This window comes from Novosphingobium sp. BL-A-41-Hi4A-0G (assembly GCF_055521735.1).
This window is the reverse complement of record NZ_CM145501.1, coordinates 3,129,322-3,152,361: the sequence shown is the minus strand read 5'-3', so window position 1 is coordinate 3,152,361 and position 23,040 is coordinate 3,129,322. Positions and strand designations below refer to the sequence as shown.

Genomic DNA, 23,040 nt, shown 5'->3' with positions numbered 1-23,040 from the left:
GAACCACGCGCGCGCCGTGCCGTTTCCCGGTAACTATCCGGGAGAGAACGATAATGGCAAACCTTCTGCTCGCCGCGCCAGCCTATGCGCTGGGCCGACTCGCCTGGGCATCGCTGCGCACCGGGAGCGAGTGGACGCGGTATCGGCAATGGGATGCCGTGGCGACGAACTGGGCGATCGGTGCCGTGCTCGGTGGCATGGCGGCAGGGCTTGCCGCAAAGGCGCTTCCTCACCGGGATTGATCCCGGTCAATGCCGCTTGGACAGCGGCAGGGCAGGACCGAGGCTCCAGATTCCTTCCCCGGAGCCCGACCCTTGGCCACCCAAGCACCTGCAACGAGTCCCTATGAGCGCCTTGGCGGTATCGACGTGCTGCGCCAGATAACCGACCGCTTCTATGACCTGATGGATACGGACCCGGCCTACAAAACGCTGCGCGATATGCATGCAGCAGATCTTGGCCCCATGCGCGAATCGCTTCCCGGCTTCCTTGCCGGATGGAGCGGCGGCCCGCGCCAGTGGTTCGAGGCCAATCCCGGCAAGTGCATGATGTCGATGCACAAGCCCTTCCCGATCACCCGCGAAACGGCGACGCAATGGGCCGATTGCATGGCCCGCGCCATCACAGATGTCGCGCCGGACGATCGCGAGATTGCCGAAGGGCTGAGCCAGGTGCTGGGACAGATGGCGCGCGGCATGGCACGCAACTGATTCCCAGCCGGGCACAGGCCCGCTAGAAGGCCTGCGTGATCCTCAATGACCGACAGCGCCGCGCCTTTGCCATGGCCCTTGCCGCGATGGCCGGCTTCGTCGATTCGGTCGGCTTCCTCTCGGCGCACGGCTATTTCGTCTCGTTCATGTCGGGCAACACCACCCGGCTTGGCGTAGCGCTCGGTACGGCACCAGCGGATGCTCTGGTGCCCGCCCTGCTGATCCTCGGATTCATATCCGGCGTGACCGGTGGCGCTCTCGTTTCGGAGCGCGCGGGCGTCTTGCGCAAGCCCGCCGTGCTGGCGCTGGTCACATTGCTGCTGCTCGCCGCATCGCTCGCCCGCGCCCTTGATCATGACGCGATGATGATGGGCGGCCTCGTTCTCGCCATGGGTGCGCTCAACAACACGTTCCAGCGCGATGGCGAAGTGACGGTGGGCCTTACCTACATGACGGGAGCGCTGGTCAAGCTCGGCATCGGGCTGGCGGGGCAGCTGGCAGGCAAGCGGCAGAGCGGTTGGACATCCTGGGCACAATTGTGGATGGGGCTGCTGGCCGGCGCGGTGCTCGGTGCATTCCTGCAGGACCGCTTGCCGATGGCCTGCCTGTGGATCGCCAGCGCATGGTGCGCGCTGATGGTCGCCATCGCGTTCAGGGTTCCAGAGGAATCCTGAACAGCTTCTCGCGCGAAGTTGCGCCGCGCAACATTTCCACTTTCGACGGCGCGACTTCCAGCGCCAGCGCCAGCAGTTCGAGAACGGCGGTCGTGGCCTTGCCGTCCTCAGGCTTGGCCCGCACCTTGACCGATACGCGGCCCTCTTCGATCTCGATGCCTTCGCTGCGCGCGCCTGGCGTCACCCGCACGGCCAGCCGTCCTTCACTGTCCGCAAGCGCCCGCAAGGCAGCGGGCGACGGGAGGTCAGCCTTCGGTCGTGCCAAGGACAGCTGCCTTATGCGCCTGTCCGTTCTGGACGTAGTGCTGCACGCCGCGCTGCATCTCGGTGATCGCAACGTCGTTGAGATCGCGCATGTACGCTGCGGGGCGTCCGCTCCACAGCTGGCGCGAAAGCACGCGCTTGCCACCGGTCAGCATCGCGCCAGCCGCCAGCATGCCATCGCTCTCGATATGCGCGCCGCTCATCACGATGGCGCCGAGGCCGACGAAACCGCGATCCTCGATCACGCAGCCGTGGACCATGGCAAGATGGCCGACCAGCACGTCCTCGCCGATGATCGTCGGGAAACCGTCGGGTTTGTTCGGCGCCGGACTGTCGACATGGATGACGCTGCCGTCCTGGATATTGGTGCGCGCGCCGATGCGGATGGCGTTCACGTCGCCGCGCAGCACGCAGTTGTACCAGATGGATACGTCCGGCCCGATCTCGACATCGCCGATGATCCGGCAGCCCGGCGCAATGAACGCGGATTCGTGGACGCGCGGCATCTTGCCATTGAACGGAATGATCGAAACGTCGGGATAGGTCATTTACTTGCTCATCAGGCGCGCCGCATGGGCAGCATGGTAGGTCAGCACGCCAGAGCAGCCCGCGCGCTTGAACGCCACTAGCGTTTCGAGCACCATCGCGTCGCGATCGGCAGCACCCGCCGCCACAGCCGCCTCTATCATCGCGTATTCGCCGCTCACCTGATAGGCGAAGACCGGCACGCCGAACGTTTCCTTAACGCGGCATGCGATGTCGAGGTAAGGCAGGCCCGGTTTGACCATCACGCTGTCCGCGCCCTCGGCCAGATCCATCTCGACCTCGCGCAGCGCTTCCTCGGCATTGCCCGGGTCCATCTGGTAGGTCTTCTTGTTGCCCTTGAGCAGCCCGCTTGACCCCACGGCGTCACGGAACGGACCATAGAACGCCGAGGCGTACTTGGCCGCATAGGACATGATCTGCACGTTGGCGTGGCAAGCACCTTCCAGCGCCTCGCGGATCGCACCGATGCGGCCATCCATCATGTCCGATGGCGCGATGATGTCAGCGCCCGCCGCCGCCTGGTTGAGGCTCTGGCCGACGAGCATCTCGACGGTTGCGTCGTTCAGGACATAGCCCTGCTCGTCAATCAGCCCGTCCTGGCCATGGCTGGTATAGGGATCGAGCGCGACGTCGGTCAGCACGCCGATGTCGTCGCCACAGGCGTCCTTGATCGCGCGGATGGCGCGGCACATCAGGTTGTCGGGGTTCAGGGCTTCCTTGCCGTCTTCGCTGCGGCGGTCAGCCTGCGTGTTCGGAAACAGCGCAAGGCAGGGAATGCCGAGCGCCACCGCTTCCTTTGCCCGCGCCACGATCCCGTCGACCGACCAGCGCGATACGCCGGGAAGCGAAAGAATCGGGTCTTCGACGCCTTGCCCTTCGGTCACGAACAACGGCCAGATCAGGTCGGCAGGCGTGACGAGCACCTCGCGGTGCATGGCGCGGCTCCACGCGGTGGCACGGGTGCGGCGCAGGCGGATCATCGGATAGCTGGTCATGGTTGCAGGCGTAGCGAACCAGCGATGCGGCTGCAATCACCGGCTGCGATTTGCCGGGATCGCCGTGATCTGGGCAAGCTTGCTGCGGAACGCCGCCAGTTGCGCCGGGTCAACCGCGGCGCGCTGCACGATCGAGGTCATCGACAGCGGGTTCACCGTCTGCCCGCCACGATACATCTCGTAATGCAGATGCGGGCCGGTGGAGAGGCCGGTCGAGCCGACATAGCCGATCACCTGACCACGCCGCACGCTCATGCCCGGAGCCACAGCGATGCGGCTCATGTGACCGTAACCTGTGCCAATGCCACCGCCGTGATCGAGCCGCACGTAGTTGCCGTGCCCGCCGTGCCATCCGGCAAAGCTCACGCGCCCGTCGGTGGCAGCATAGATCGGAGCGCCCCAGCTGGCGGCGAAGTCTATCCCGGCATGCATGCGGACGTAACCGAGGATCGGGTGGCGGCGTGCGCCGTAGCCCGAGGTGATGTGACCATTGACCGGCGCGCCAAGGAAGCCGGTGGTCTCCTGCGCGCCCTCAGCCATGCCCTGCGGCGAATAGAACGCGCCGTCATTGCCCCAGCGCAGCAGTTGCAGAACCGGCTTTCCGGCGCGGACCACGCCTGCATAAAGTAGGTCGCCCGCCTGCTCCTCGCCGGTTCCGGCACGGCGGTTGGCAAAGACGAGGTCGAACTCGTCGCCCGGGGCAATTTCCTCGAAGGCCATGTGCTCGTCGATCGTGCGCAGGTAGTCTTGCACGGCCGACGGCGGTGCACCTGCTGCGCGGGCAGAACGATATAGGCTCGCCCCGACGATGCCGCGAATGCGCATGGGCGAAGTGTCCACCGCAATGGCGTTCGACGCCAGCACCAGCCCGCCGCCACTGCGCCGGATATCCAGTGCAAGATCGAAGCGCGGACGGAACGAGAGCTGTTCCAGCGGACGTGGCTGGGCCGGACTGGAGCGCGCGCCGAGCCTGATAGCAAAGCGTGTACCCTCCGGGATTGCGCCGGGCTTCACCTGCCCGCCCACCAGATCGATGACGCGGACGATGTCGGTGCTGGCAAGGCCTGCGCGCTGCAACATGCGCGGGAAGCTGTCGCCGGCACCGAGCGTTGCAGAAAGATCGATGCTGGGCCGCTCAGGCGCCGCAGCCAGCGGGATGACGGCAGCGGTCGCGGTCATGTGGCGGCCATTGTCGGCGCCGAGCGCGAGTGGACGGATGCCCTGCACGCGCATTTCAGCCTGCGCCGCTTCATCGAGAACAGTGAGCGGCGCAGCCTGCAACGGCGCGAAGTCGGGCCACATCAGCACAGCCGCTGCGCCAAGACCGAGCATCGTTCCAAACCCGCGGAACCAGCGGGCGCTACCGATGTCCTCAGCAAGATCGGGCGCAAGATCGACTTTCGCGAACCAGCGTTCGACCGGTGCGATCACGCGGGGCCAATGATGTGCTAACCGCTGCTCGAACGTACGAAGCAGACGCTGCGCACGCGAGGGCAGGACAGGCGCACGCGGCGGGGCAGTGCGCTGGCCGAAGCCGCTCCCCCCACCCGCTCCGGCGAGCGCCATCATCTGATCTCGTGGCGTGAACACGTGTCCTGCTTACCCTCTTGGGCTCCGGACTGCACGTTCAAGGTTAATGTTCGGTGAAATCGTGACGTCTCAAGGGTGTGGCAGGGCAAGCGCGGGGGCGTTATGCTTGCGGGCGAAACAGGGGGAAACAGATTGAGCGGCACCGACACACTCGGCGATATGGCAGGCGCGCTGGCAGCGGCGCGCGCGGTAGAGCCAACGGCGGGCGAATACCGGGCCGATGGCCACACCCACGAATCGGCCTGCCTGAACTGCGGCACGGCGCTGGTCGGCAGCCATTGCCACGCCTGCGGACAGGCCGCGCACGTCCACAAGACGCTGGGCGCGTTCTTCCACGACCTGCTGCACGGCGTATTCCACTTCGAAGGCAAGATCTGGCGCACGCTGCCGATGCTCGTGGCCAGGCCCGGAAAGCTCACCCGCGAGTACATCGACGGCAAGCGCGCCTCTTACGTCTCGCCGATCGCGCTTTTCCTGTTCTGCGTGTTCCTGCTGTTCACCACGATCAATTCGCTGGGCGGGGACATCGGGGCCAGCGTCAACACGACAGTCGAGCAGGGACTGCAGAAGGAACGCGAAGACCTCGTCAAGTTGCAGGCATCTCGCGCCGATGCGGTAGGCGACGCAGAACAGCTGGCGAAGATCGACGCGGCCATTGCCGAAACGCGCAAGAACATCACCGGGCTGGAACAGGTCAAGGCAAGCGGGATCAGCGTGGCGAACGTAGATACCAGCGGCCTTGAAACGGCAAGCGACATTGGCTGGATCAACGAGGCGGTGAAGAAGGCCAAGGCCAATCCCGGCCTCGCGCTCTACAAGGTGCAGAACTACAGCTACAAACTGAGCTGGGCGCTGATCCCGATCTCGGTGCCGTTCCTGTGGCTGCTGTTCCCATTCAGCCGCCGCTTCGGGCTCTACGATCACACCGTCTTCGTCACCTATTCGCTCTGCTTCATGACCCTGCTGGGCATCGTGGCAACGATCGGGAACACGCTCGGCATCGCAAACATCGGCATCATCGCCATCCTTCCGCCGATCCACATGCTGCTGCAATTGCGCGGGGCCTATGGCCTTTCGTGGTTCGGCGCGTGGTGGCGAACGTGGTTCCTCAGCATGTTCGCCTTTCTGGCGATGATGCTGTTCGCGGTCATCATCCTCGTCGAGGCAGGTGGCTGAGACCAACAGGCAAACAAAAGGGCGGAGGTCGCCCCCCGCCCTTTCGCATTTCGATCAAGCTTGGATCAGGCCGGCTGCGGGCTGGCCGAACCGCCGAACTTCTTGCCTGCGCGCGGCACCGCGGAACCCTGCGCCGAGACCGGACGGGCCGGGCCACTCGGGCTTTGCGGACGGTCGAGCTTGCCGCTTTCGAGCAGATCCTTGATCTCGTCGCCGGTCAGCGTCTCATACTCGAGCAGCGCCTGGGCAAGGAGGTGGAGCTTGTCTTCGTTGGTCTTGAGGATGTCGGTCGCCCGCGCATGGGCACCGTCAACGAGGCCGCGGATTTCGCTGTCGATCAGCTTGTTGGTCTCGTCGGAAGCGAAGAGGCGGGCAGAGCCCCCCATGCCGAGGTAGCCTTCCTGCTGGTCTTCGTACTGCAGCGGCCCAAGCTTCTCGGACATGCCCCACTTGGTCACCATCGAGCGCGCCAGCGAGGTGGCGTACTGGATGTCCGACGAAGCGCCCGACGACACCTTGTCATGCCCGAAGATCAGCTCTTCGGCGACGCGGCCACCCATGGCGACCGAGAGGTTCGCGTGCATCTTGTCGCGATGGTAGGAATAGCTGTCGCGTTCGGGCAGGCGCATGACCATGCCCAGCGCGCGGCCGCGCGGGATTATCGTGGCCTTGTGGATCGGATCGGACGCCGGTTCCTGCACCGAGACGATGGCATGGCCAGCCTCATGATAGGCGGTCATTTTCTTTTCGTCGTCGGTCATGACCATCGAGCGGCGTTCCGCACCCATCATGACCTTGTCCTTGGCGTCCTCGAACTCCTGCATGGCAACAAGGCGCTTGTTGCGGCGCGCGGCGAGCAGGGCGGCCTCGTTGACGAGGTTGGCAAGGTCCGCGCCCGAGAAGCCCGGCGTGCCGCGCGCGATGGTGCGCGGGTTGACGTCGGGCGCGAGCGGCACCTTCTTCATGTGCACCGAGAGAATCTTTTCGCGGCCCTCGATATCGGGGATCGGCACGACCACCTGACGGTCAAATCGGCCGGGACGCAGCAGCGCAGGGTCGAGCACGTCAGGGCGGTTGGTTGCCGCGATGATGATGATGCCTTCGTTGGCCTCGAAGCCGTCCATCTCGACCAGCAGCTGGTTCAGCGTCTGCTCGCGCTCGTCATTCGAATTGCCGAGGCCGTGGCCACGGTGGCGGCCGACGGCGTCGATTTCATCGATGAACACGATGCATGGCGCGTTTTTCTTGGCCTGCTCGAACATGTCGCGCACGCGGCTTGCGCCGACGCCGACGAACATCTCGACGAAGTCCGAGCCCGAGATTGTGAAGAACGGCACGCCTGCTTCACCGGCGATCGCGCGGGCGAGCAGGGTCTTGCCGGTGCCGGGCGAACCGACCAGCAGCGCGCCCTTGGGGATCTGGCCACCGAGCTTGGAGAAGCGCGATGGATCGCGCAGGAACTCGACGATTTCCTCCAGCTCCTCACGTGCTTCGTCGATGCCGGCAACGTCATCGAAAGTGACGCGGCCCGACCGTTCGGTAAGGAGCTTGGCCTTGGACTTGCCAAAGCCCATCGCGCCCGAACCGCCGCCCTTCTGCATCTGGCGCAGCGCGAAAAATGCGACGCCGAGAATCAGCAGGAACGGCAGCGAGTTGAACAGGATGTACATCAGCATGTTAGGCTGTTCGGCCGCCTTGCCGGCATACTGCACGTTGTTGTCGGCCAGCAGCTTGGGCAGGTCCGAATCGCCGGGCACCGGCACCGTAGCGAACTGGCCGCCGTTCTTGAGCGTGCCCGTGATCCGCTCCGGCGCGATCTCGACCGAGCGGACCAGACCTTCGCTCACCTGGCTGCGGAAGGCGGAATAGGGAATGGTCGTCGCGGTCGTATCGACGCGCGAGCCGAACATCGAGACGACGAGCAGGAGTGCGAGGAATATCCCGCCCCAGACGAGGAGGCTCTTGATCCACGGATTGCCCTGGGGCTGGTCGTCGTTCATCGCTGTCTTTCCGCAATCGCCCGGGGACGCGGGCGGGCATGAAGCCAATGTAGGATTGGCCTTCAGAATCTCAATAACGCCTGAATCGCTATATAAAGCAATTGCGGTTTTTCAGCGACCTGTCCCGCTAGGGCAGGTTCAGGCGTCGCGGCGCTTTGGCGCAAGGGTAAAACGCCATGCCCTGTCGCGGCCATCGGCCTTGATTCCGCCAAGCGTCGCCACCCCTTTCGCTTCAAGCGACTCGAGCCAGCGGACGAGCTCGCCCCCGCGCGGGGACGGGGCGTTGAAATGCGCCATCACACGTTCCAGCAAGCGTAGCGCCAGCACCCGCGGCAGGTCTGGCGGCGGGGTGATGTGAATGGCGGATGCGTCGACGGCAACTTGCGTCCACAGCTGCGCCAGTGCCCAGTCGAGCGCTACATCGGCCTGCGCCAGATGCGCGGCACTTGTCGCAAAGCCATTGGCGTCGAAAGCTTGTGTTGACGTCATGGCTTCACGCGCCCGCACCCGCTCATAGCTGGCGTCGTGATTCGATGGATCGAGTGCCGGGGCGATTCCGGCGGCTTCGACTACCGCGCCAAGCTCTGCCCGCCGCCACCCCAGCAGCGGGCGCAGCAGGGGCAGTTCGGCCGCGCCCGGCACCTGAGCCACGCTGCGCATTGCGGCAAGTCCGCGCAGGCCTGCACCACGGTTCAGGCGCATCACCATCGTCTCGGCCTGATCGTCGGCGTGGTGGGCGGTGACGAGGGCGCGCAAGTCCTGTTCACGCATCCATCCTGCCATTGCGTGATACCGCGCCGCCCGCGCCCGCTCCTGCACGGCGCTGCCCTTGGCGAGCGAAATCGTCAGCGTCGTGTGGGCAATGCCGCGTTCCGCGCAGAGGCCAGCGACCATCGCCGCCTCATTCGCGCTTTCCGGGCGCAGACCATGATCGACCGTCGCCACGGAGAAGTCGCGCGGCGCAACTTCGTGGAACAGCAGCAGCATGGCGAGGCTGTCCGGCCCGCCCGATACGGCAAGCCCGACGCGACCTTCAGGAGCAACCGCTGCCCACTGCGCGGCAAAGCGCGCAGCCGCAGCGGTCAGGCTATTCCCGAGACCATTACTTGCACTTCACCGAGCCGCGCGCGGCATCATACTGGCCCTTGAGGCGACCGGCGATCTCGTCCGGGTAGGTCGAGGCGAGTTCGGCGAACGCACCGCAGGCCTTCTCGGTGTCCTTGAGCTTGACCATGGCAATGCCGAGATAAAGCAGGCTGTCAGGTGCACGCGCGCCCTTCTTGTCGGCAAGGTAGTTCTGCAGGAAGAACTGCGCCGCGGTGCCTGGTTTTCCATCATCGAGCCATGCGCGGCCGAGCAGGTTGCGACCGAAGCTGATCATGCTGTGCTTGGGATAGCGATCGACGTAGATCTGCAACTGCTGCTGCGCCTCTGGATAGAACTTGGCTTCCCACAGCCGGAAACCGTAGTTGTAGTCGTCCATCCCGGCATCGGCAGTGGCGGGCTTCTCGATCGCCTGAACGGCGGCGACGCGTGCTGCCGAGGGTGTGAGAGGCTTGGCGGCAGGCGCTGCGGCAGGCTTGGCCGGAGGTGTTGCAGCGGGCTTTGCAGGTGGTGTCGCGACAGGCTTGGGCGCTGGCGCGGCAGGCGTTGCAACCGGCGTGGCCTGGGGAGCCGGAGACTCTGCCACTGGCTCGGCAGCCGGCGCGGCAGCAGCCTCAAGCTTCGCCAGCCTTTCCTCGAGCTTGGCGGTCCGGTTCTGACCTTCCTCGACCTGCGCGGTCAGGCGCGACATCTGCGCTTCGACCGCGTCCATCCGCGCAAGGATATCGCTTACCGCCGACGAGGCTGGGGCAGTCGCAGGGGCGGCAGCAGCCTGGCCGGGCGTGATTTCGGGCACGAAAGTCTTGCCCGCGCCATCGGGGAAGACCTTGCGCTGCATCGCGCGGATTTCCGCCTCGATCCGGCGCAGGCGCATTTCCGGATCGACCGGCGCGGCAGAGGCCTTCGGAGCAGCCGACTGCGCAAACAGCGGCGTGACGGCAGGGACAGTCAGTCCCATCAGTATAGCAGCAAGCGGCGCGGCTCGCCGGAGAGTCATCGTCATGGTCATTCCCGTACTGCGGCCCGGTACAGCGGCGCTCGCACGATCCCGCGAACGCTGATCAGCCGTTAACCGAAGATTGCCCGATCAGGGCCGCCAAGTCGAGACGGTGTCAGCGCAAGGCCGTGGATGCAGGTGCAGTCGTCGCCGCAGCGGGTATCGGCGCAGCGACCGGCGCCGATCCTTCGGCCGGAGCGCTTGTCGCTGCGGTATCCGCACGACGGCGCGCAGTCGTCCGCCTTGGTGCCGCAGGCTGTCTGGTCGCCGACACGGCATTCTCCGTGACCGTCGGTGCAGGGACCGCCGCGCGAGCCAGCAGCGCCGACGCCGTCACGGGCACGTCCTTCACGATGCCTTCCTTCTCGGCAATCCGTGGCACTGCCTGACCACCGATCGTGATCGACAGCGCATCGGGCCGCCCCGTCCAAAGCTTGGGGTCCAGGGCATCGGCCGGAACAGTGAAACTTTCGCCCTTGGCCAGTTCCTTCTGGAGGATCTGCTTGCCCTGGCCGTCATAGAACTTGACCCAGATACGGTCCTCGGTCGCCGTGAAGACAACCGGTCCGGAAGGTATCGGCGGGGTGACCGGGGCAGCCGCAGCAGAGGGCACAGCCGCAGGCGTGGCTTCCTCAGGCCCGACCAGCGAGGGCAGTTCGGCAGAGGGCAGGTAATAGCTGCGCCAGAACACCAGCCCAGCGAGCGCTATGGCAAGAGCAAGGCCCGCCGCCAACCAGCCGGTCAGCCGTGTGGGCGTCTTGATCGGGTCGCCGACCTCGAACTGGTTTATGACCCGTGGCGGTGGCGGTGGCGCATGGGTGTCGAGTTCGGCGCGTACCGCATCGGCAATCACCTTTTCGTCAAGTCCGACTGCCTTTGCATAGCTGCGGGCAAAGCCCAGCGCATAGGGCCGACCTGGCAGCGAAGCGTAGTCACCCGCTTCGATCGCCTCAAGATGGCGGGAAGTGACGCGTGTAAGCTGGGAAAGCTGCTTGATATCCAGACCTGCAGCCTCGCGGGCAGCGCGCAGAGTGTGGTTCACGCGCGGCCTGCCAGGTTCTCCGGCGGGCGTGAGCGTGGTGTCGTCGTTGGTAATGTCCTGCAGACCGCCGGCTTCAGCCAAGGCGTGGCTCCCGTCTTCAACTGGTGCTTAGCAACCCTTTAACAAGGCTTCGCTGCAATGCCGTGAAAGTCAACGCCCTTGGGTGAAAAATGGCGGAATTCGGCGACGAACCGCACTTTTGCCGGTGTCAGCCGCGCACGCGTCAAATCACGATCACGTGTCAATCACACTCTATGCCACGGTAGAACGCCCATTCGGCTATGGCGGAGCGCAAGTCGGCAGGCGGTTCGGAAAGCCAGCCGTTCATGGCGGCGCGAATCTCCTTCACGTCAATCTTGCGAACCAGTTCCTTGACCGGCCCGACTGCGGCAGGCGTGATCGACAACCGGGTTATGCCAAGGCCGAGCAGGGCCAGCGCCTCGAGACGGCGTCCGCCCATTTCACCGCAGACGGTCACATCCGTGCCGAACGGGGCAAGCGTGTTCACCACGCGGCGCAGGAAGCGCAGGATGGCGGGGCTGAGCCAGTCATAACGCTCGGCCAGCTTGGGATTCGCGCGATCGGCGGCGAACAGGAACTGCGTCAGATCGTTCGTGCCGATCGACAGGAATGACAGCCTGGGTGCCAGGATATCAAGGCATTCCGCCAGCGCCGGAACTTCGAGCATGGCGCCATAGCGGATCGCCTCGGGCAGGATCTTCTTGCGCTGGCGCAGGAAAGCCAGCTGACTTTCGAACACGGCGCGAGCCGCATCGAACTCCCAGGGCTCGGTCACCATCGGGAACATGACGTTGAGCGTGCGCCCGCCCGCAGCTTCGAGGAGCGCGCGCGCCTGTACCTTGAGCAGACCATCGCGTTCGAGCGCAACGCGAAGGGCACGCCAGCCCATCGCCGGGTTTTCCTCGGCCTCGCCATCGTTGTGGCGAAGATAGGGCAGGACCTTGTCGCCGCCGATGTCGACCGTGCGGAACACCACCGGCTTGTCTCCGGCGGCATCGAGCACGTCGCGATAGAGCCGCGTCTGGCGTTCGCGCGACGGGAGCGTTGCCGAGACGAGGAACTGGAATTCGGTTCGGAACAGGCCGATGCCGTCTGCCCCGGTCATCCCCAGCATCGGCGTATCGTCGCGCAGGCCTGCGTTCATCAGCACGGTGATTCGCGTACCGTCGCGCGTGAACGGCTCCACCTCGCGCATCGTCGCGTAATGGGCCTGACGTTCGCGGTTCTTGGCAAAGCGGGCCTCGAACGCCTCGATCAGGCTGGGTGAGGCGCGTACGTCCACCACGCCCTGATCGCCGTCGAGCAGCAGGTGATCGCCCTCGCGCACCTTCCCGCGAAGCGCACGCATCCGCCCCACGACGGGAATGCCCATGGCACGCGCCACGATCACCACGTGCGCGGTGAGCGAACCTTCCTCGAGGATCACGCCCTTCAACCGGCGGCGATCGTATTCCAGCAGTTCGGCAGGGCCAAGGTTGCGGGCGATCAGGATGGCATCGCCCTTCAGCCCCATGCTCGCCGCCGTGCCGACCTGCCCGGACACCGTGCGCAGCAGCCGGTTCGAGAGGTCTTCAAGATCGTGCATGCGATCGGCCAGCAGCGGATCGTCAATCTGACGCATGCGCATGCGGGTGCGCTGCTGGACCCGCTCGATCGCGGCTTCGGCGGTGAGCCCTGAATCGATCGCCTCGTTGATGCGGCGCGACCAGCCCTCGTCGTAGGCGAACATGCGATAGGTCTCGAGCACCTCCTCGTGCTCGCCACCCACGCCGAACTCGGCCTGGCTGGCCATCCGGTCGATCTGCTCGCGCATCTTGTCGAACGCGAGATAGACCCGCTGGCGCTCGGCCTCGGTATCCTCGGCGACCACGTGCTCGATCGTCACGCGGGGCTGGTGGAACACCGCGACCCCGCTGGCGAGACCCTTGACCAGCGTCAGCCCCTTGAGCCGGTCCGGCCCGGTGAGGTGCGCGGGAACGCCGAGCGTTTCCTCGTCGTCGATCAGCTCGGCATTGGCGATGAGTTCCGAAAGCACCATCGCCACGGTCTGCAGCGCCTCGATCTCGACTTCTTCGTAGCGGCGCGGCTCGACATGCTGGACGGCGACCACGCCTACGGCCCGTTCGCGCCGGACGATGGGCACGCCTGCGAAGGAGTGGAACTTTTCCTCGCCCGTTTCGGGGCGGAACGCGAAGTCCGGATGAGCGGCCGCTTCGGCAAGGTTCAGCGTCTCGACATTGCCCGCGATCGTCCCGACCAGACCCTCGCCCACGGCAAGGCGCGTCACGTGCACTGCCGCCTGGTTGAGGCCACGCGTGGCGAAGAGTTCGAGCATGCCCTCGCGCAGGAGATAGATCGAGCAGACCTCGGAATCGAGGTTGTTGCCGATCACTTCGACGATCTGGTTGAGCTTGGCCTGCGCGCCGGCACGCGAGGCCATGACCTCGTGGAGGGAGGTGAGAATCTGGCGGGCGGCGGTCACGGCGCTGAGCATGGGACACGGATTAGCCTAGTGCGCGCGCTTTGGGAATGTTGCGCACAATCCGATACGTCCACCATTGTGGAGCGGATAGCTATTCACCTGCCATGACGCAAAAGAGCCGCCCTTGCGGGGCGGCTCTGCACTTGCCTCTTGGATGGCGCTCAATTGAGCCGGGAAAGCTCTTCCTTGAGTTTCAGCTTCTTTCTTTTGAGCTGGGCCACCAGCGTATCATCGGGGAGGGGCCGGGACATTTCCATCTGGATTTGCCTTTCAAGTCCGGCGTGCTTCATCTGGAGTGCGCTGAGATGCGTCGATTCCATGCGTTGTCCTCCTAAGGGGAAAGCCCCCGTCAGATACCCGCACAGGCCTGCCCCGTGCGGGGGCGGCGACGCCTTGATCGGTGTTGTGCCCGACTCGTTCAGGCGGCGCGTTGTCATGCTCCCACAATCGCCGTATCTTGCAAGTCAAACCGCGTCGGAGCGTGCAGGTTTACGGGTTTGACCGTAAGACTTGCGCAAGCACCGGTTTACCGGGTCGAAGGAGTTTGGCGTAACGTGACCGAAGAGGAAATGCGCAAGCGGCTCGCGGCGCTGCGTATCGAACACCGCGATCTCGACGCCGCCATCGATGCGCTGTCTCTCAATGGCGTGCGCGACCAACTGCAGATCGCCCGCCTCAAGAAGCGCAAATTGCTGCTGAAAGACCAGATCGCGATGATCGAGGATTACCTAATCCCGGACATCATCGCCTGAAATCAAAGACTTGAATCGAAAGGTCCGAATTGGTGACCTGTCCCGTTAAGAAACGTTCAGGTTTTGGGACAATTGCACCGGCCAAGCGGTGTTGGCGAAAGCCCGATCGCAGGACTATGCGCTTGTCATGCCCCTGATGCAGAGCCTCAACCCGCGCATTGTCGAAGCGCTTCATGCGCAGGCCCTCGGCCTTGCCGATGCGGTGCGCGTGCGCTTCGAACGGCTGCGCCAAGAAACGGCTGGCTCGGGCCTTGCCGACGAGGACCTGCAGCGCGTGCAGGTCAGCTGCGAGGCGCTGCGCACGACGACGCGCGTGATGCATTGCCTCGCCTGGCTGCTCAATCACCGCGCCCACTTCGCCGGCGAACTGTCCGAACTCCAGCTGCGCCGCCATGGCCGCTTGATCGCCAACTTCCCGGCCAGCGATCCCGATGTAGTCGCCTCGCTGCCCGATGACGTGCAGACCCTGGTTCATGAGAGCGAGCGCCTTTACGAACGCATCCAGCGTCTGGAGCAGGCCTGGCGCTCGGAAAGTGTGGCAAGCGCCGGGGCTGTCCAGCGATTGCGCGAACGGCTTGCCCGCGCCGTCGAGGAAACGACAAGCGCTGCCTGATGTCCGTGCGTCCGTGGTTGCACGGACCGCGCACAATCCCCATAGCACTCGGCATGGCGCAGATGCCCCCCATACCCGACCGCAGCGAATGGCCTGTCGGCCTTGCCGAGCAGCTCGAACCGCTGGTCCGCCGCGTGCTTGCTCCCAACCCGTCGCCCTATACCTTCACCGGCACGCAGACCTACATCGTCGGCGCAGGCTCTGACGTTGCGGTGATCGATCCCGGACCGTTCGGCATGGACGACCGGATCGGCATGGAAAGCGAGGGGCATGTCGATGCGATCCTGCGCGCGGTGGGCGATGCCCGGATCGCGGCCATCGTCTGCACTCACACCCATCGCGACCACAGTCCGGCCACGCGTCCGCTCAAGGCAGCCACCGGCGCCCCCATCATCGGCTGCGCCCCGCTCACGCTCGACGATGACGGCCCGCGTGCCGACGCTGCCTTCGATGCCGACTACAGCCCCGACCGCGTGCTCACCGATGGCGAGCGCATCTCGGGCGATGGCTGGACGCTCGAAGCCGTTGCCACGCCCGGCCACACCTCCAACCATCTGTGCTACAGCGTGGTCGAAAGCGGCGCGCTGTTTACCGGCGATCACGTCATGGGCTGGTCGACCTCGGTCGTCTCCCCGCCCGATGGCGACATGGCCGCCTACATGGCCAGTCTGCAGAAGCTCCATGACCGCGACGACCGTGTGCTCTACCCCGCGCACGGCCCGCAGATCGACAATCCGCGCCAGCTGGTGCGCGGCATGCTCGGCCACCGCCGCCAGCGCGAACGCCAGATCCTGCGCCTGCTCGATGATGGCGGTCCGCACGCCATCCCCGAATTCGTCGCCGCAATGTACAAAGGCTTAGACCCGCGCCTTCACGGTGCCGCAGGCCGTTCAGTCCTTGCCCACCTCATCGATCTGGAACAGCAGGGCCGGGTGCGGGTTGAGGACGAGACATGGATGATCACCGCCTGACCGGCCAGCCCCCCGCTGCCTCCCGCCCCTCGCCTTCGCTGGCACGCGTCTCGCTGCTGCCATGGGGCCTGTTTCTGATCACGCTTGCCGCCGCTGCGTTCTTTGCGTGGAAGTGGTGGCAGCCCGATGATCTGGGCGATCCCCTCGCCACCAGCCTCGTCGCATTCGAAAAGCAGGACAAGCTGACCGTGTTCAGCGCGGAACTCGCACCCGTGGTCTCAAGCAACGATTCCCGCCTCTTCGGCCTCGTCAACGCCAAGCAGGTCGCGGTCATCCCCGCGCGCGTCGATTACACAGTCAACCTTGCCGCCGTGGGCCGGGACCGCCTGTCGTGGAACCCGGAAGCGCAGACCCTTGCCGTCCGCTTGCCCCCGCTTAGCGTCAGCCGCCCCAACCTCGATGAAGCGCGCGCGCAATACTTGCGCGACGGCATCTGGATCAGCCGCGACGCGCAGGACAAGCTGACCCGCGACAACACTCGTCTTGCCGAAGCACAGGCGGTGCAGCAGGCGGCGAATCCCGTGCTGATGAACCTTGCTCGCCAAGCCGCGAAGGAAGCCATCGCGCAGAACCTGTCGATCCCCTTGCAGGTCGCTGGCTATGGCAAGGCCAAGGTCGAAGTCACTTTCGACGGCAAATAGTTGTCAGCCTGATTTAGTTGCAAGTGTGACTGGCGTCACCGCCGATCCTGTGCGAATCTCCTAGCGGGCGCACCGGGACTGGTGGAGACTCGAAATGGCTACCGCCGCAATCACTTACGCTTATCCTTACTCGCGCGACCAGCGCTTCTTTACCCGCATGGCCATCGGCATGGCTGTGTTTGTCGTCTTCGCGTTCGGCCAGTGGGCCCTGCGCGGCTTCGTTTCGCCCAGCACCGCGCCGATCTGGGTGCATCTCCACGGCGTGGCGATGCTCTCGTGGCTCGGCATGTTCGTGCTTCAGAACCAGCTGGCACTGACTGGCAACATCGCCCTGCACCGCAAGCTCGGCTGGGTTTCACTGGCCCTCGTCCTGTTCATTGCCGGGCTCGGCATGTTCACCGGCCGCATGGCGATCGAACTGCACCGCGTGCCGCCCTTCTTCAGCAACGCCTACTTTCTGGCGCTGACGCACATTGGCACGACCTTGTTTGCAGCCATGGTCATCTCTGCCATCGCCATGCGCAAGGAAACGCAATGGCACCGCCGCCTGATGATGGGCGCGATGATCCTCGTTCTCGAACCTGCCATCGGCCGCCTTGTGCCAGCACCCATCCTCGGGCCGGTATGGACGCCGGTCACCGAAGCGTTCTTCCAGCTTTGCGCGGTCGGCATCATCGCCCTGCACGACCGGAGCGAAACCGGCTCGGTGCATACTGCCACCCGCATCAGCGCACTTGCCGTGATCGTCCTGTTCGGCGTTGTGATGGGCCTGTCGGTCTTCCCCCCGTTCGTTTCGCTCGCTGAAGGTATTGCGGCAGCGGGCTGAGGACCCTAAGTCCCCCTCTCGCCCGCGAACCCAAGCGGGCGGGAGGACGTGACGCGATGACTGCCCAGCCCCTGAACCTTTCCGGCCTTGACCTGCGCGCCGAGATCGACCGTTTGCGCAAGGAGCGCAATGCGGTGATCCTTGCGCACTATTACCAGCGCCCGGAAATTCAGGACCTCGCCGATTTCGTGGGCGACAGCCTCGAACTCTCGCGCAAGGCAGCCGCTACCGATGCTGACGTCATCGCCTTCTGCGGCGTCAAGTTCATGGCCGATACCGCCAAGATCCTCAGCCCTGAGAAGATCGTGGTCCTCCCCGACATGGACGCAGGCTGCAGCCTCGAGGACTCGTGCCCGCCCGACAAGTTCAAGGCGTTCCGCGAAGCCCACCCCGATCACATCGCGCTGACCTACATCAACTGCTCGACCGAGGTGAAGGCGCTGTCCGACGTCATCGTGACGTCATCGAGCGCCGAGACGATCCTCGCGCAGATCCCGCCCGAACAGAAGATCATCTTCGGGCCCGACCGTCACCTCGGCGGCTATCTCAACCGCAAGTTCGGCCGCGACATGCTGCTCTGGCCGGGCGTCTGCATCGTGCACGAGGCGTTTTCGGAAACCGAGCTGCTCAAGCTCATGGCGCAGCACCCCGGCGCGCCGGTGGCAGGCCACCCCGAATGCCCGCCGCACATCATCGACCATTGCGACTATGTGGGCTCGACCAGCGGCATCCTGCAGTTCGCCAAGACCTTCACCGGCGACACCCTGATCGTGGCGACCGAGCCGCACATCATCCACCAGATGCAGCTGGCGATCCCGGAAAAGACCTTCATCGGCGCCCCCGGCGCGGACGGCAACTGCAACTGCAACATCTGCCCCTACATGGCACTCAACACCATGGAAAAGCTCTACCTCGCCCTGCGCGACCTGCAGCCCCGCATCGAGATGGACGAAGACCTTCGCCTCGCCGCCAAGAAGAGCCTCGACCGCATGCTCGACATGGCCAGCGGCACGGTAGGCATGGGCGATCTCGGGGCGAAGCCGTTCGGTAGCTGACCGATCAACCAGCCATCACTCGCCGCACCATTTCCGGCTCTGCCTCGATCACCTTGAGGTAAGCGCGCACGGCGGGCGGGGGCATGTAGCGCCCGATCTCGTATTGGCGGATGCTGTTGGCGGGGATGCCGAAAACGGCGGCGAATTCCTTCTGCGTCATCCCAAGGCGGTTCCGCAGCTTGCGCACGCGACGGCCCATCAGCCCGCGTTCCAGCGCGGCGACGGTAACATCGAAATCCTCCGGATCGTTCGGATCGGCCGGAATAGCGATCGTAGTCTCTTTGTTCACTCGCGTTGCTCCGTCTGGTCGAAATCAGCCGCACCTTGTCGCCCCGCCAAACGTGGACGACGGTATAAAGCTTTCCGTCAACAAGCCCGATGGCCTTGAACCGGTCCTCACCATCGATCGCGCGGTGCGAGGCCACGACCACATGGTCGTCGCTCAGAAACACGCGCACCCCGAACGCCAGCTTCAGCCCGTGCTTGAAACGGTTGGCTTCGTCCTTGGTCGGATCGAACTCGAACTCCATTGCCTCTGACTATGTGATTCACACATAGCAGACGAGCGGAGACGAGTCGATATTGGCACTATCCTGCGGGTTTCCCCTCACCCAGCCGCGCCAGCACCAGCGCCGCGCCGACGAGCGCCATGCCGATGGCATCGGGAAGGGCCAGAACCTCGCCGAACGAAATCCAGCCGACGATCACCGAGACTGCAGGCTGGGTCAGCAGCACGAGTCCGATCACCAGCGGGGGAAAGTGGCCAAGCGAATAGACCAGCAGCCCCTGCCCGACGATCTGGCTTGCCAGCATCAGTCCGATCAGCGGCAACCAGTTGTGCGCCAGCACCGGCTCGCCCATCGCCAGCGCCGTGCCGAGCATGACCGGGCACCCAGCAAGGCTCGACCAGAACAACAGGCTCCACGGCTTCAACCGCTCGCGCACGTTCTGCACCAGCAGGATGTAAACGACGTAGAACAGCCCGGCGAGGATGCAGAACAGGTCCCCGGCAAGCGTGCGCGCGTCGATCTCCATCGAGCGGCCAAGCAGCAGCCCCGCTCCGCCCAGTGCCATCGCCACCGCTGCAAATTCACGCAAATGCGGGCGGCGGTGCATGGTGAAAAGGCCCAGGACCATCAGGATCACGCTGCCCGAATTGCCAAACAGGGTCGCGTTGCCGAGCTTGGTCCGCTCGATCCCGACATGCCAGCTGGCAAGGTCGAGCGCAAAGACAACGCCCGCGCCTGCGATGAACCACCAGTCCTTCGCGCGGTATCCCCACAAGGTTTCGCGGCTACGCACCGCAAACAGGCCCAGCAGCGGAAGCGCCAACGCCAGTCGCCAGAATCCGGCCGAGACCGGTCCGCTGTCGGCAATGCGCACGAACCAGGGTCCCAATGCCAGCGCAACGTTTCCTGTCAACAGGGCAAGGAAATGCTTGGGACTGGGGCGAAATGACAAGGTTGCGTCACTTGAATTCGTCATCGGCGCTGCTTAATCCAGTTGCAAAGCGAAACCTAGAACGTTCGCCGACCTTTTCACGAAAGAGGCCCCTAGCATGCACGAGCCCCTGTTTCAGCCCCTGAACCTTGGCGCGATCGAAGCGCCCAACCGAATCATCATGGCTCCGCTCACCCGCGGCCGCGCCAGCGGTGACAGCGTGCCTACGCCGATCATGGTCGAATACTATCGCCAGCGGGCCAGCGCAGGGCTGATCATTTCCGAAGCCACCGGCATAAGCCGCGAAGGCCTTGGCTGGCCGAGCGCGCCGGGCATCTGGAGCGACGAACAGACCGAAGCGTGGAAGCCGGTGACCGAAGCGGTTCACGATGCGGGTGGCCGCATCGTGCTGCAACTCTGGCACATGGGGCGCGTCGTCCACTCCGTCTTCAACAATGGCGAACCGCCGGTTTCCGCTTCGGCTACGCGTGCACCGGGCCATGCCCACACCCCTGAAGGGCGCAAGGACTATGAAACCGCGCGCCCCCTGCGGCTCGACGAAATCCCGCGCCTGCTCGATGATTACACCCGTGCTGCGCAGAATGCGAAGAAGGCCGGGTTCGACGGCGTGCAGCTCCACGCCGCTAATGGCTACCTGATCGACCAGTTTCTGCGCGATGGTACCAACCTGCGCGATGATGACTATGGCGGCAGCCCGGCCAACCGCGTGCGCCTCCTGCGCGAAGTGACCGCGCGCCTGATCGATGTGTGGGGCAAGGAGCGGGTCGGTGTCCGGCTGTCGCCAAACGGCGATTCGCAAGGAACGGACGACAGCAATCCCGAGGCCACCTTTGGCGAAGCCGCGCGCGCCCTGCAGGCTCTGGGCATCGGCTTCCTCGAACTGCGCCAGCCGGGTCCTGATGGTACCTACGGTGCGACCGAGGTTCCCCAGCAGGACGCACTTATCCGCTCGATCTATACCGGCCCGCTGGTGCTCAACAGCGATTACACTCCGGAGAAGGCGGCTGCGGACATCGCCTCTGGCCGTGCTGACGCGATAAGCTTCGGCCGCCCGTTCATCTCCAACCCCGATCTCGTCGAGCGCATCCGCACCGGTGCCCACCTCAATCCGAACAAGGGGGTGCCTCAGACATGGTATTTCCCGGGCGAGGTCGGCTATACCGACTATCCGACGCTGGCGGAGGAGACCGCTCTGGCCGGCTAGAAGCGCTCTTATGGAGTAATGCCGCATGCCGCCAAGATCATGGCTCTTCGTTCCCGGTGACAGCGAGAAGAAGCTGGGCAAGGCCATGACGACGGGTGCGCATGCGGTGATCGTCGATCTCGAGGACGCGGTGGCTCCTGCGGCCAAGCCGCAAGCCCGCGTCCTCGCCCGCGACTGGCTCGCGATCCACCGTCAGCACGTGACCGAGAACCGCCCCGTCGCGCGCTGGGTCAGGATCAACGCGATCGACACCGGCATGTGGCGCGACGATCTGGCTGTGGTCATGGCAGGCGCGCCCGATGGCGTCATGCTGCCCAAGTGCGAGGGGCCCGAACAGGTCCGCATGCTCGCCGCCGAGATCTACGAGCTCGAACAGCGCAACCGAGTGCCCAATGGTGCGACGAAAATCCTCCCGCTGGTAAGCGAGACGGCCAAATCGGCCCTCACCATCCCCTTATACGTCGATGCACCGATGCCTCGCCTTGCAGGGCTGACCTGGGGTGCAGAAGACCTGTCCGCCGTACTCGGCGCCAGCCGCAAGCGCGATGCGGGCGGCGCATGGACCGATGCCTTCCGTTTCATCCGCGCACAGTGCCTGCTGACCGCCCACGCCAAGAGCGTCTGGGCTATCGATACCCTGCATGATGATTTCCGCGATGAGGAGGGCACGCGCCGCGCTGCCGAAGCCGCCAAGGCTGATGGCTTCACCGGCATGCTTGCGATCCACCCCTCACAAGTGCCGGTGATCAATGCCGCCTTTGCGCCGACCGAGGAAGAGCTGGCCGAAGCGCAGGCCATCGTCGCGCTCTTTGCCGCCAATCCCTATGCCGGGACGCTGCAGTACAACGGCCGCATGGTCGACCAGCCGCACCTCAGAATGGCAAAGCAGCTACTGGGTATCGGCTGAATCAGCAGGCGCGGCCTCGGCTGCGGGTTCTGCGGCAGCTTCGTCGGGTGCCGCCTCGCTCGCATCGGGCGCGGCCTTCTTCTTGTCTGCATGAACGGAGGCCATCGGCGGCGAGGCCGTGGACGTGTCGAGATCGATCATCGCGTCCGAGATCGAGCCGGGCAGGACTTCGCCCCCCGCGGCACTCGTGGTGACCTCATCGGCCTTCTTGCCGCAGGCGCAGGTCATGAGGCACAGGCCGAGCGCGAGGGAGCGAATGATCATGCGGCCTCCGGAGGCGGACAGGCGGTGTCCAGGCGTTCGAGAAAGCGGTCGAAGTGCGCCAGCAGCGCCTCGTCCCACTGCGCGGGTGTAACATCGCGGCCGAGCGCGGCAAGGCTCGTCACGCCGAACTCCTCGATCCCGCAGGGCACGATGCCGCCGAAGTGCGCGAGATCGGGCGAGAGATTGACTGAGAAACCATGCATCGTCACCCAGCGACGGATGCGCACGCCGATCGCGCCGATCTTGGCCTCGCGCCCGTCCGCACCCTTTGTCCAGATGCCCACGCGGCCTTCCGCGCGCCACGATTCGACGCCGAAGTCTGCCAGCGTGTCGATCACCCAGCCCTCCAGCGCGTGGACGAAACCGCGCACGTCCCGAGCGCGCGTGCGCAAGTCCAGCAGGACGTAACCGATGCGCTGCCCCGGCCCGTGATAGGTATAGCGCCCCCCGCGCCCGGCCTCGACCACCTCGAAACGCGGGTCGAGCAGTTCGTCGGGCGAAGCGCTGGTGCCGGCGGTATAGACCGGCGGATGCTCGAGCAGCCAGATCAGCTCCTGCGCGTTGCCCACGGCAATCGCGGCATTGCGCGCGGCCATGGCGTCAAGCGCCTCGCGATAAGGCACTTGCGCGCTTTCGCGGCGGATTTCGATCATATCGCGTGAGGCCATGGCCTGCGAGATGGCGCAGCGCTTTGCCACTGGCAAGAGGCGCAACCGGCAAAAACTGACGTTCGACGCCAAGCCAC

Annotated in this window: 26 protein-coding genes and 1 pseudogene; 12 read left to right on the top strand and 15 right to left on the bottom strand. The window is 65.0% G+C overall.

Annotation, left to right across the window (positions count from 1 at the left end; genetic code table 11):
• Positions 1-53 precede the first annotated feature (53 nt).
• The 3 genes from ACZ1JX_RS15280 to ACZ1JX_RS15270 all read left to right on the top strand — a co-directional run bounded on the left by ACZ1JX_RS15280 (position 54) and on the right by ACZ1JX_RS15270 (position 1,384).
• Positions 54-242: a hypothetical protein gene (locus tag ACZ1JX_RS15280; RefSeq protein WP_465124368.1), complete on the top strand. Its 189-nt coding sequence runs from the start codon at positions 54-56 to the stop codon at positions 240-242.
• A 72-nt stretch (positions 243-314) separates the two neighbouring features.
• Entirely contained in the window at positions 315-710 is a 396-nt protein-coding gene (locus ACZ1JX_RS15275; protein ID WP_465124367.1) for a group II truncated hemoglobin, read from the top strand.
• A gap of 35 nt (positions 711-745) precedes the next feature.
• On the top strand, positions 746-1,384 hold the full coding sequence (locus ACZ1JX_RS15270) for a YoaK family protein (protein WP_465124366.1): 639 nt from the start codon (positions 746-748) through the stop codon (positions 1,382-1,384).
• Here ACZ1JX_RS15270 and ACZ1JX_RS15265 read toward each other — a convergent pair.
• From ACZ1JX_RS15265 to ACZ1JX_RS15250, 4 genes are read right to left on the bottom strand one after another with little or no spacing between them, the layout of a single operon-like run.
• Positions 1,362-1,649, bottom strand: a complete 288-nt coding sequence (locus tag ACZ1JX_RS15265) for a DUF167 domain-containing protein (protein WP_465124365.1) — start codon at positions 1,647-1,649, stop codon at positions 1,362-1,364. The genes ACZ1JX_RS15270 and ACZ1JX_RS15265 overlap by 23 nt on opposite strands.
• On the bottom strand, positions 1,630-2,196 hold the full coding sequence (locus ACZ1JX_RS15260; protein ID WP_465124364.1) for a gamma carbonic anhydrase family protein: 567 nt from the start codon (positions 2,194-2,196) through the stop codon (positions 1,630-1,632). The genes ACZ1JX_RS15265 and ACZ1JX_RS15260 overlap by 20 nt, the downstream gene beginning before the upstream one ends.
• Positions 2,197-3,189, bottom strand: a complete 993-nt coding sequence (gene hemB / locus ACZ1JX_RS15255; RefSeq protein ID WP_465124363.1) for a porphobilinogen synthase — start codon at positions 3,187-3,189, stop codon at positions 2,197-2,199.
• Between the two features lie 36 nt (positions 3,190-3,225).
• The gene (locus tag ACZ1JX_RS15250; RefSeq protein ID WP_465124362.1) at positions 3,226-4,779 is read right to left on the bottom strand and encodes a peptidoglycan DD-metalloendopeptidase family protein; all 1,554 of its coding nucleotides are present in this window, start codon (positions 4,777-4,779) and stop codon (positions 3,226-3,228) included.
• A 132-nt stretch (positions 4,780-4,911) separates the two neighbouring features.
• Here ACZ1JX_RS15250 and ACZ1JX_RS15245 point away from each other — a divergent pair, with 132 nt between their 5' ends.
• The gene (locus ACZ1JX_RS15245; protein WP_465124361.1) at positions 4,912-5,955 is read left to right on the top strand and encodes a DUF3667 domain-containing protein; all 1,044 of its coding nucleotides are present in this window, start codon (positions 4,912-4,914) and stop codon (positions 5,953-5,955) included.
• A 65-nt stretch (positions 5,956-6,020) separates the two neighbouring features.
• On the opposite strand, the gene ftsH is transcribed toward ACZ1JX_RS15245, so the two are convergent.
• The 6 genes from ftsH to ACZ1JX_RS15215 form a co-directional block, all read right to left on the bottom strand.
• Positions 6,021-7,955 (bottom strand): ATP-dependent zinc metalloprotease FtsH, encoded by a 1,935-nt coding sequence (gene ftsH / locus ACZ1JX_RS15240; protein ID WP_465124360.1) that lies wholly within the window; start codon positions 7,953-7,955, stop codon positions 6,021-6,023.
• Between the two features lie 138 nt (positions 7,956-8,093).
• A complete protein-coding gene (gene tilS, locus ACZ1JX_RS15235) occupies positions 8,094-9,041 on the bottom strand; it encodes a tRNA lysidine(34) synthetase TilS (RefSeq protein ID WP_465126434.1) in 948 nt (315 codons plus the stop codon).
• A 16-nt stretch (positions 9,042-9,057) separates the two neighbouring features.
• Positions 9,058-10,062: a tetratricopeptide repeat protein gene (locus tag ACZ1JX_RS15230; RefSeq protein ID WP_465124359.1), complete on the bottom strand. Its 1,005-nt coding sequence runs from the start codon at positions 10,060-10,062 to the stop codon at positions 9,058-9,060.
• 109 nt (positions 10,063-10,171) lie between these two features.
• Positions 10,172-11,179: a helix-turn-helix domain-containing protein gene (locus ACZ1JX_RS15225; RefSeq protein ID WP_465124358.1), complete on the bottom strand. Its 1,008-nt coding sequence runs from the start codon at positions 11,177-11,179 to the stop codon at positions 10,172-10,174.
• A 160-nt stretch (positions 11,180-11,339) separates the two neighbouring features.
• Positions 11,340-13,613 (bottom strand): phosphoenolpyruvate--protein phosphotransferase, encoded by a 2,274-nt coding sequence (ptsP, locus tag ACZ1JX_RS15220; protein ID WP_465124357.1) that lies wholly within the window; start codon positions 13,611-13,613, stop codon positions 11,340-11,342.
• A gap of 149 nt (positions 13,614-13,762) precedes the next feature.
• The gene (locus ACZ1JX_RS15215; RefSeq protein WP_465124356.1) at positions 13,763-14,038 is read right to left on the bottom strand and encodes a YdcH family protein; all 276 of its coding nucleotides are present in this window, start codon (positions 14,036-14,038) and stop codon (positions 13,763-13,765) included.
• Between the two features lie 117 nt (positions 14,039-14,155).
• Here ACZ1JX_RS15215 and ACZ1JX_RS15210 point away from each other — a divergent pair, with 117 nt between their 5' ends.
• The 6 genes from ACZ1JX_RS15210 (at position 14,156) to nadA (ending at position 18,459) form a co-directional block, all read left to right on the top strand.
• Positions 14,156-14,353: a YdcH family protein gene (locus ACZ1JX_RS15210; protein WP_144904618.1), complete on the top strand. Its 198-nt coding sequence runs from the start codon at positions 14,156-14,158 to the stop codon at positions 14,351-14,353.
• A gap of 127 nt (positions 14,354-14,480) precedes the next feature.
• A complete protein-coding gene (locus ACZ1JX_RS15205; protein ID WP_465124355.1) occupies positions 14,481-14,966 on the top strand; it encodes a DUF1465 family protein in 486 nt (161 codons plus the stop codon).
• Positions 14,967-15,019: 53 nt separating this feature from the next.
• Positions 15,020-15,937 carry an MBL fold metallo-hydrolase gene (locus ACZ1JX_RS15200; RefSeq protein WP_465124354.1) on the top strand — a complete coding sequence of 306 codons (918 nt, stop codon included), beginning with the start codon at positions 15,020-15,022 and terminating at the stop codon, positions 15,935-15,937.
• Positions 15,919-16,578 carry a DUF4230 domain-containing protein gene (locus ACZ1JX_RS15195; RefSeq protein WP_465124353.1) on the top strand — a complete coding sequence of 220 codons (660 nt, stop codon included), beginning with the start codon at positions 15,919-15,921 and terminating at the stop codon, positions 16,576-16,578. Before ACZ1JX_RS15200 ends, ACZ1JX_RS15195 begins: the two co-directional genes overlap by 19 nt.
• Before the next feature lie 94 nt (positions 16,579-16,672).
• Positions 16,673-17,404, top strand: coding sequence for an adenylate cyclase (locus ACZ1JX_RS15190; RefSeq protein ID WP_465124352.1), 732 nt, complete (start codon positions 16,673-16,675; stop codon positions 17,402-17,404).
• 56 nt (positions 17,405-17,460) lie between these two features.
• On the top strand, positions 17,461-18,459 hold the full coding sequence (nadA, locus tag ACZ1JX_RS15185; RefSeq protein ID WP_465124351.1) for a quinolinate synthase NadA: 999 nt from the start codon (positions 17,461-17,463) through the stop codon (positions 18,457-18,459).
• A gap of 4 nt (positions 18,460-18,463) precedes the next feature.
• Here the strand turns inward: nadA and ACZ1JX_RS15180 are convergent, their stop codons facing one another.
• The 3 genes and pseudogenes from ACZ1JX_RS15180 to ACZ1JX_RS15170 form a co-directional block, all read right to left on the bottom strand.
• Positions 18,464-18,748, bottom strand: coding sequence for a helix-turn-helix domain-containing protein (locus ACZ1JX_RS15180; RefSeq protein WP_465124350.1), 285 nt, complete (start codon positions 18,746-18,748; stop codon positions 18,464-18,466).
• A 55-nt stretch (positions 18,749-18,803) separates the two neighbouring features.
• Positions 18,804-18,989: pseudogene (locus tag ACZ1JX_RS15175) on the bottom strand (BrnT family toxin); the annotation flags it as partial.
• A 58-nt stretch (positions 18,990-19,047) separates the two neighbouring features.
• Positions 19,048-19,881 (bottom strand): DMT family transporter, encoded by an 834-nt coding sequence (locus tag ACZ1JX_RS15170; protein WP_465124349.1) that lies wholly within the window; start codon positions 19,879-19,881, stop codon positions 19,048-19,050.
• 136 nt (positions 19,882-20,017) lie between these two features.
• On the opposite strand from ACZ1JX_RS15170, the gene ACZ1JX_RS15165 reads away from it, so the two are divergent.
• Positions 20,018-21,124 carry an alkene reductase gene (locus tag ACZ1JX_RS15165; protein ID WP_465124348.1) on the top strand — a complete coding sequence of 369 codons (1,107 nt, stop codon included), beginning with the start codon at positions 20,018-20,020 and terminating at the stop codon, positions 21,122-21,124.
• 25 nt (positions 21,125-21,149) lie between these two features.
• A complete protein-coding gene (locus ACZ1JX_RS15160) occupies positions 21,150-22,031 on the top strand; it encodes an HpcH/HpaI aldolase/citrate lyase family protein (RefSeq protein ID WP_465124347.1) in 882 nt (293 codons plus the stop codon).
• Here the strand turns inward: ACZ1JX_RS15160 and ACZ1JX_RS15155 are convergent.
• Positions 22,014-22,295, bottom strand: a complete 282-nt coding sequence (locus tag ACZ1JX_RS15155) for a hypothetical protein (protein WP_465124346.1) — start codon at positions 22,293-22,295, stop codon at positions 22,014-22,016. The two genes, ACZ1JX_RS15160 and ACZ1JX_RS15155, sit on opposite strands and share 18 nt — an antisense overlap.
• The gene (lipB, locus tag ACZ1JX_RS15150) at positions 22,292-22,963 is read right to left on the bottom strand and encodes a lipoyl(octanoyl) transferase LipB (protein WP_465124345.1); all 672 of its coding nucleotides are present in this window, start codon (positions 22,961-22,963) and stop codon (positions 22,292-22,294) included. Before lipB ends, ACZ1JX_RS15155 begins: the two co-directional genes overlap by 4 nt.
• Positions 22,964-23,040 lie beyond the last annotated feature (77 nt).

Excerpts from the sequence above, each read along its gene's own strand:
- ACZ1JX_RS15205 (WP_465124355.1), top strand. The coding sequence starts at position 14,481 with ATGCCCCTGATGCAGAGCCTCAACCCGCGCATTGTCGAAGCGCTTCAT.
- ptsP (WP_465124357.1), bottom strand. The coding sequence starts at position 13,613 with ATGCTCAGCGCCGTGACCGCCGCCCGCCAGATTCTCACCTCCCTCCAC.
- ftsH (WP_465124360.1), bottom strand. The coding sequence starts at position 7,955 with ATGAACGACGACCAGCCCCAGGGCAATCCGTGGATCAAGAGCCTCCTC.
- ACZ1JX_RS15230 (WP_465124359.1), bottom strand. The coding sequence starts at position 10,062 with ATGACGATGACTCTCCGGCGAGCCGCGCCGCTTGCTGCTATACTGATG.
- ACZ1JX_RS15160 (WP_465124347.1), top strand. The coding sequence starts at position 21,150 with ATGCCGCCAAGATCATGGCTCTTCGTTCCCGGTGACAGCGAGAAGAAG.
- ACZ1JX_RS15195 (WP_465124353.1), top strand. The coding sequence starts at position 15,919 with ATGGATGATCACCGCCTGACCGGCCAGCCCCCCGCTGCCTCCCGCCCC.
- lipB (WP_465124345.1), bottom strand. The coding sequence starts at position 22,963 with ATGGCCTCACGCGATATGATCGAAATCCGCCGCGAAAGCGCGCAAGTG.
- ACZ1JX_RS15260 (WP_465124364.1), bottom strand. The coding sequence starts at position 2,196 with ATGACCTATCCCGACGTTTCGATCATTCCGTTCAATGGCAAGATGCCG.
- ACZ1JX_RS15215 (WP_465124356.1), bottom strand. The coding sequence starts at position 14,038 with ATGACAACGCGCCGCCTGAACGAGTCGGGCACAACACCGATCAAGGCG.
- hemB (WP_465124363.1), bottom strand. The coding sequence starts at position 3,189 with ATGACCAGCTATCCGATGATCCGCCTGCGCCGCACCCGTGCCACCGCG.
- ACZ1JX_RS15280 (WP_465124368.1), top strand. The coding sequence starts at position 54 with ATGGCAAACCTTCTGCTCGCCGCGCCAGCCTATGCGCTGGGCCGACTC.
- ACZ1JX_RS15200 (WP_465124354.1), top strand. The coding sequence starts at position 15,020 with ATGGCGCAGATGCCCCCCATACCCGACCGCAGCGAATGGCCTGTCGGC.
- nadA (WP_465124351.1), top strand. The coding sequence starts at position 17,461 with ATGACTGCCCAGCCCCTGAACCTTTCCGGCCTTGACCTGCGCGCCGAG.
- ACZ1JX_RS15155 (WP_465124346.1), bottom strand. The coding sequence starts at position 22,295 with ATGATCATTCGCTCCCTCGCGCTCGGCCTGTGCCTCATGACCTGCGCC.
- ACZ1JX_RS15165 (WP_465124348.1), top strand. The coding sequence starts at position 20,018 with ATGCACGAGCCCCTGTTTCAGCCCCTGAACCTTGGCGCGATCGAAGCG.
- ACZ1JX_RS15190 (WP_465124352.1), top strand. The coding sequence starts at position 16,673 with ATGGCTACCGCCGCAATCACTTACGCTTATCCTTACTCGCGCGACCAG.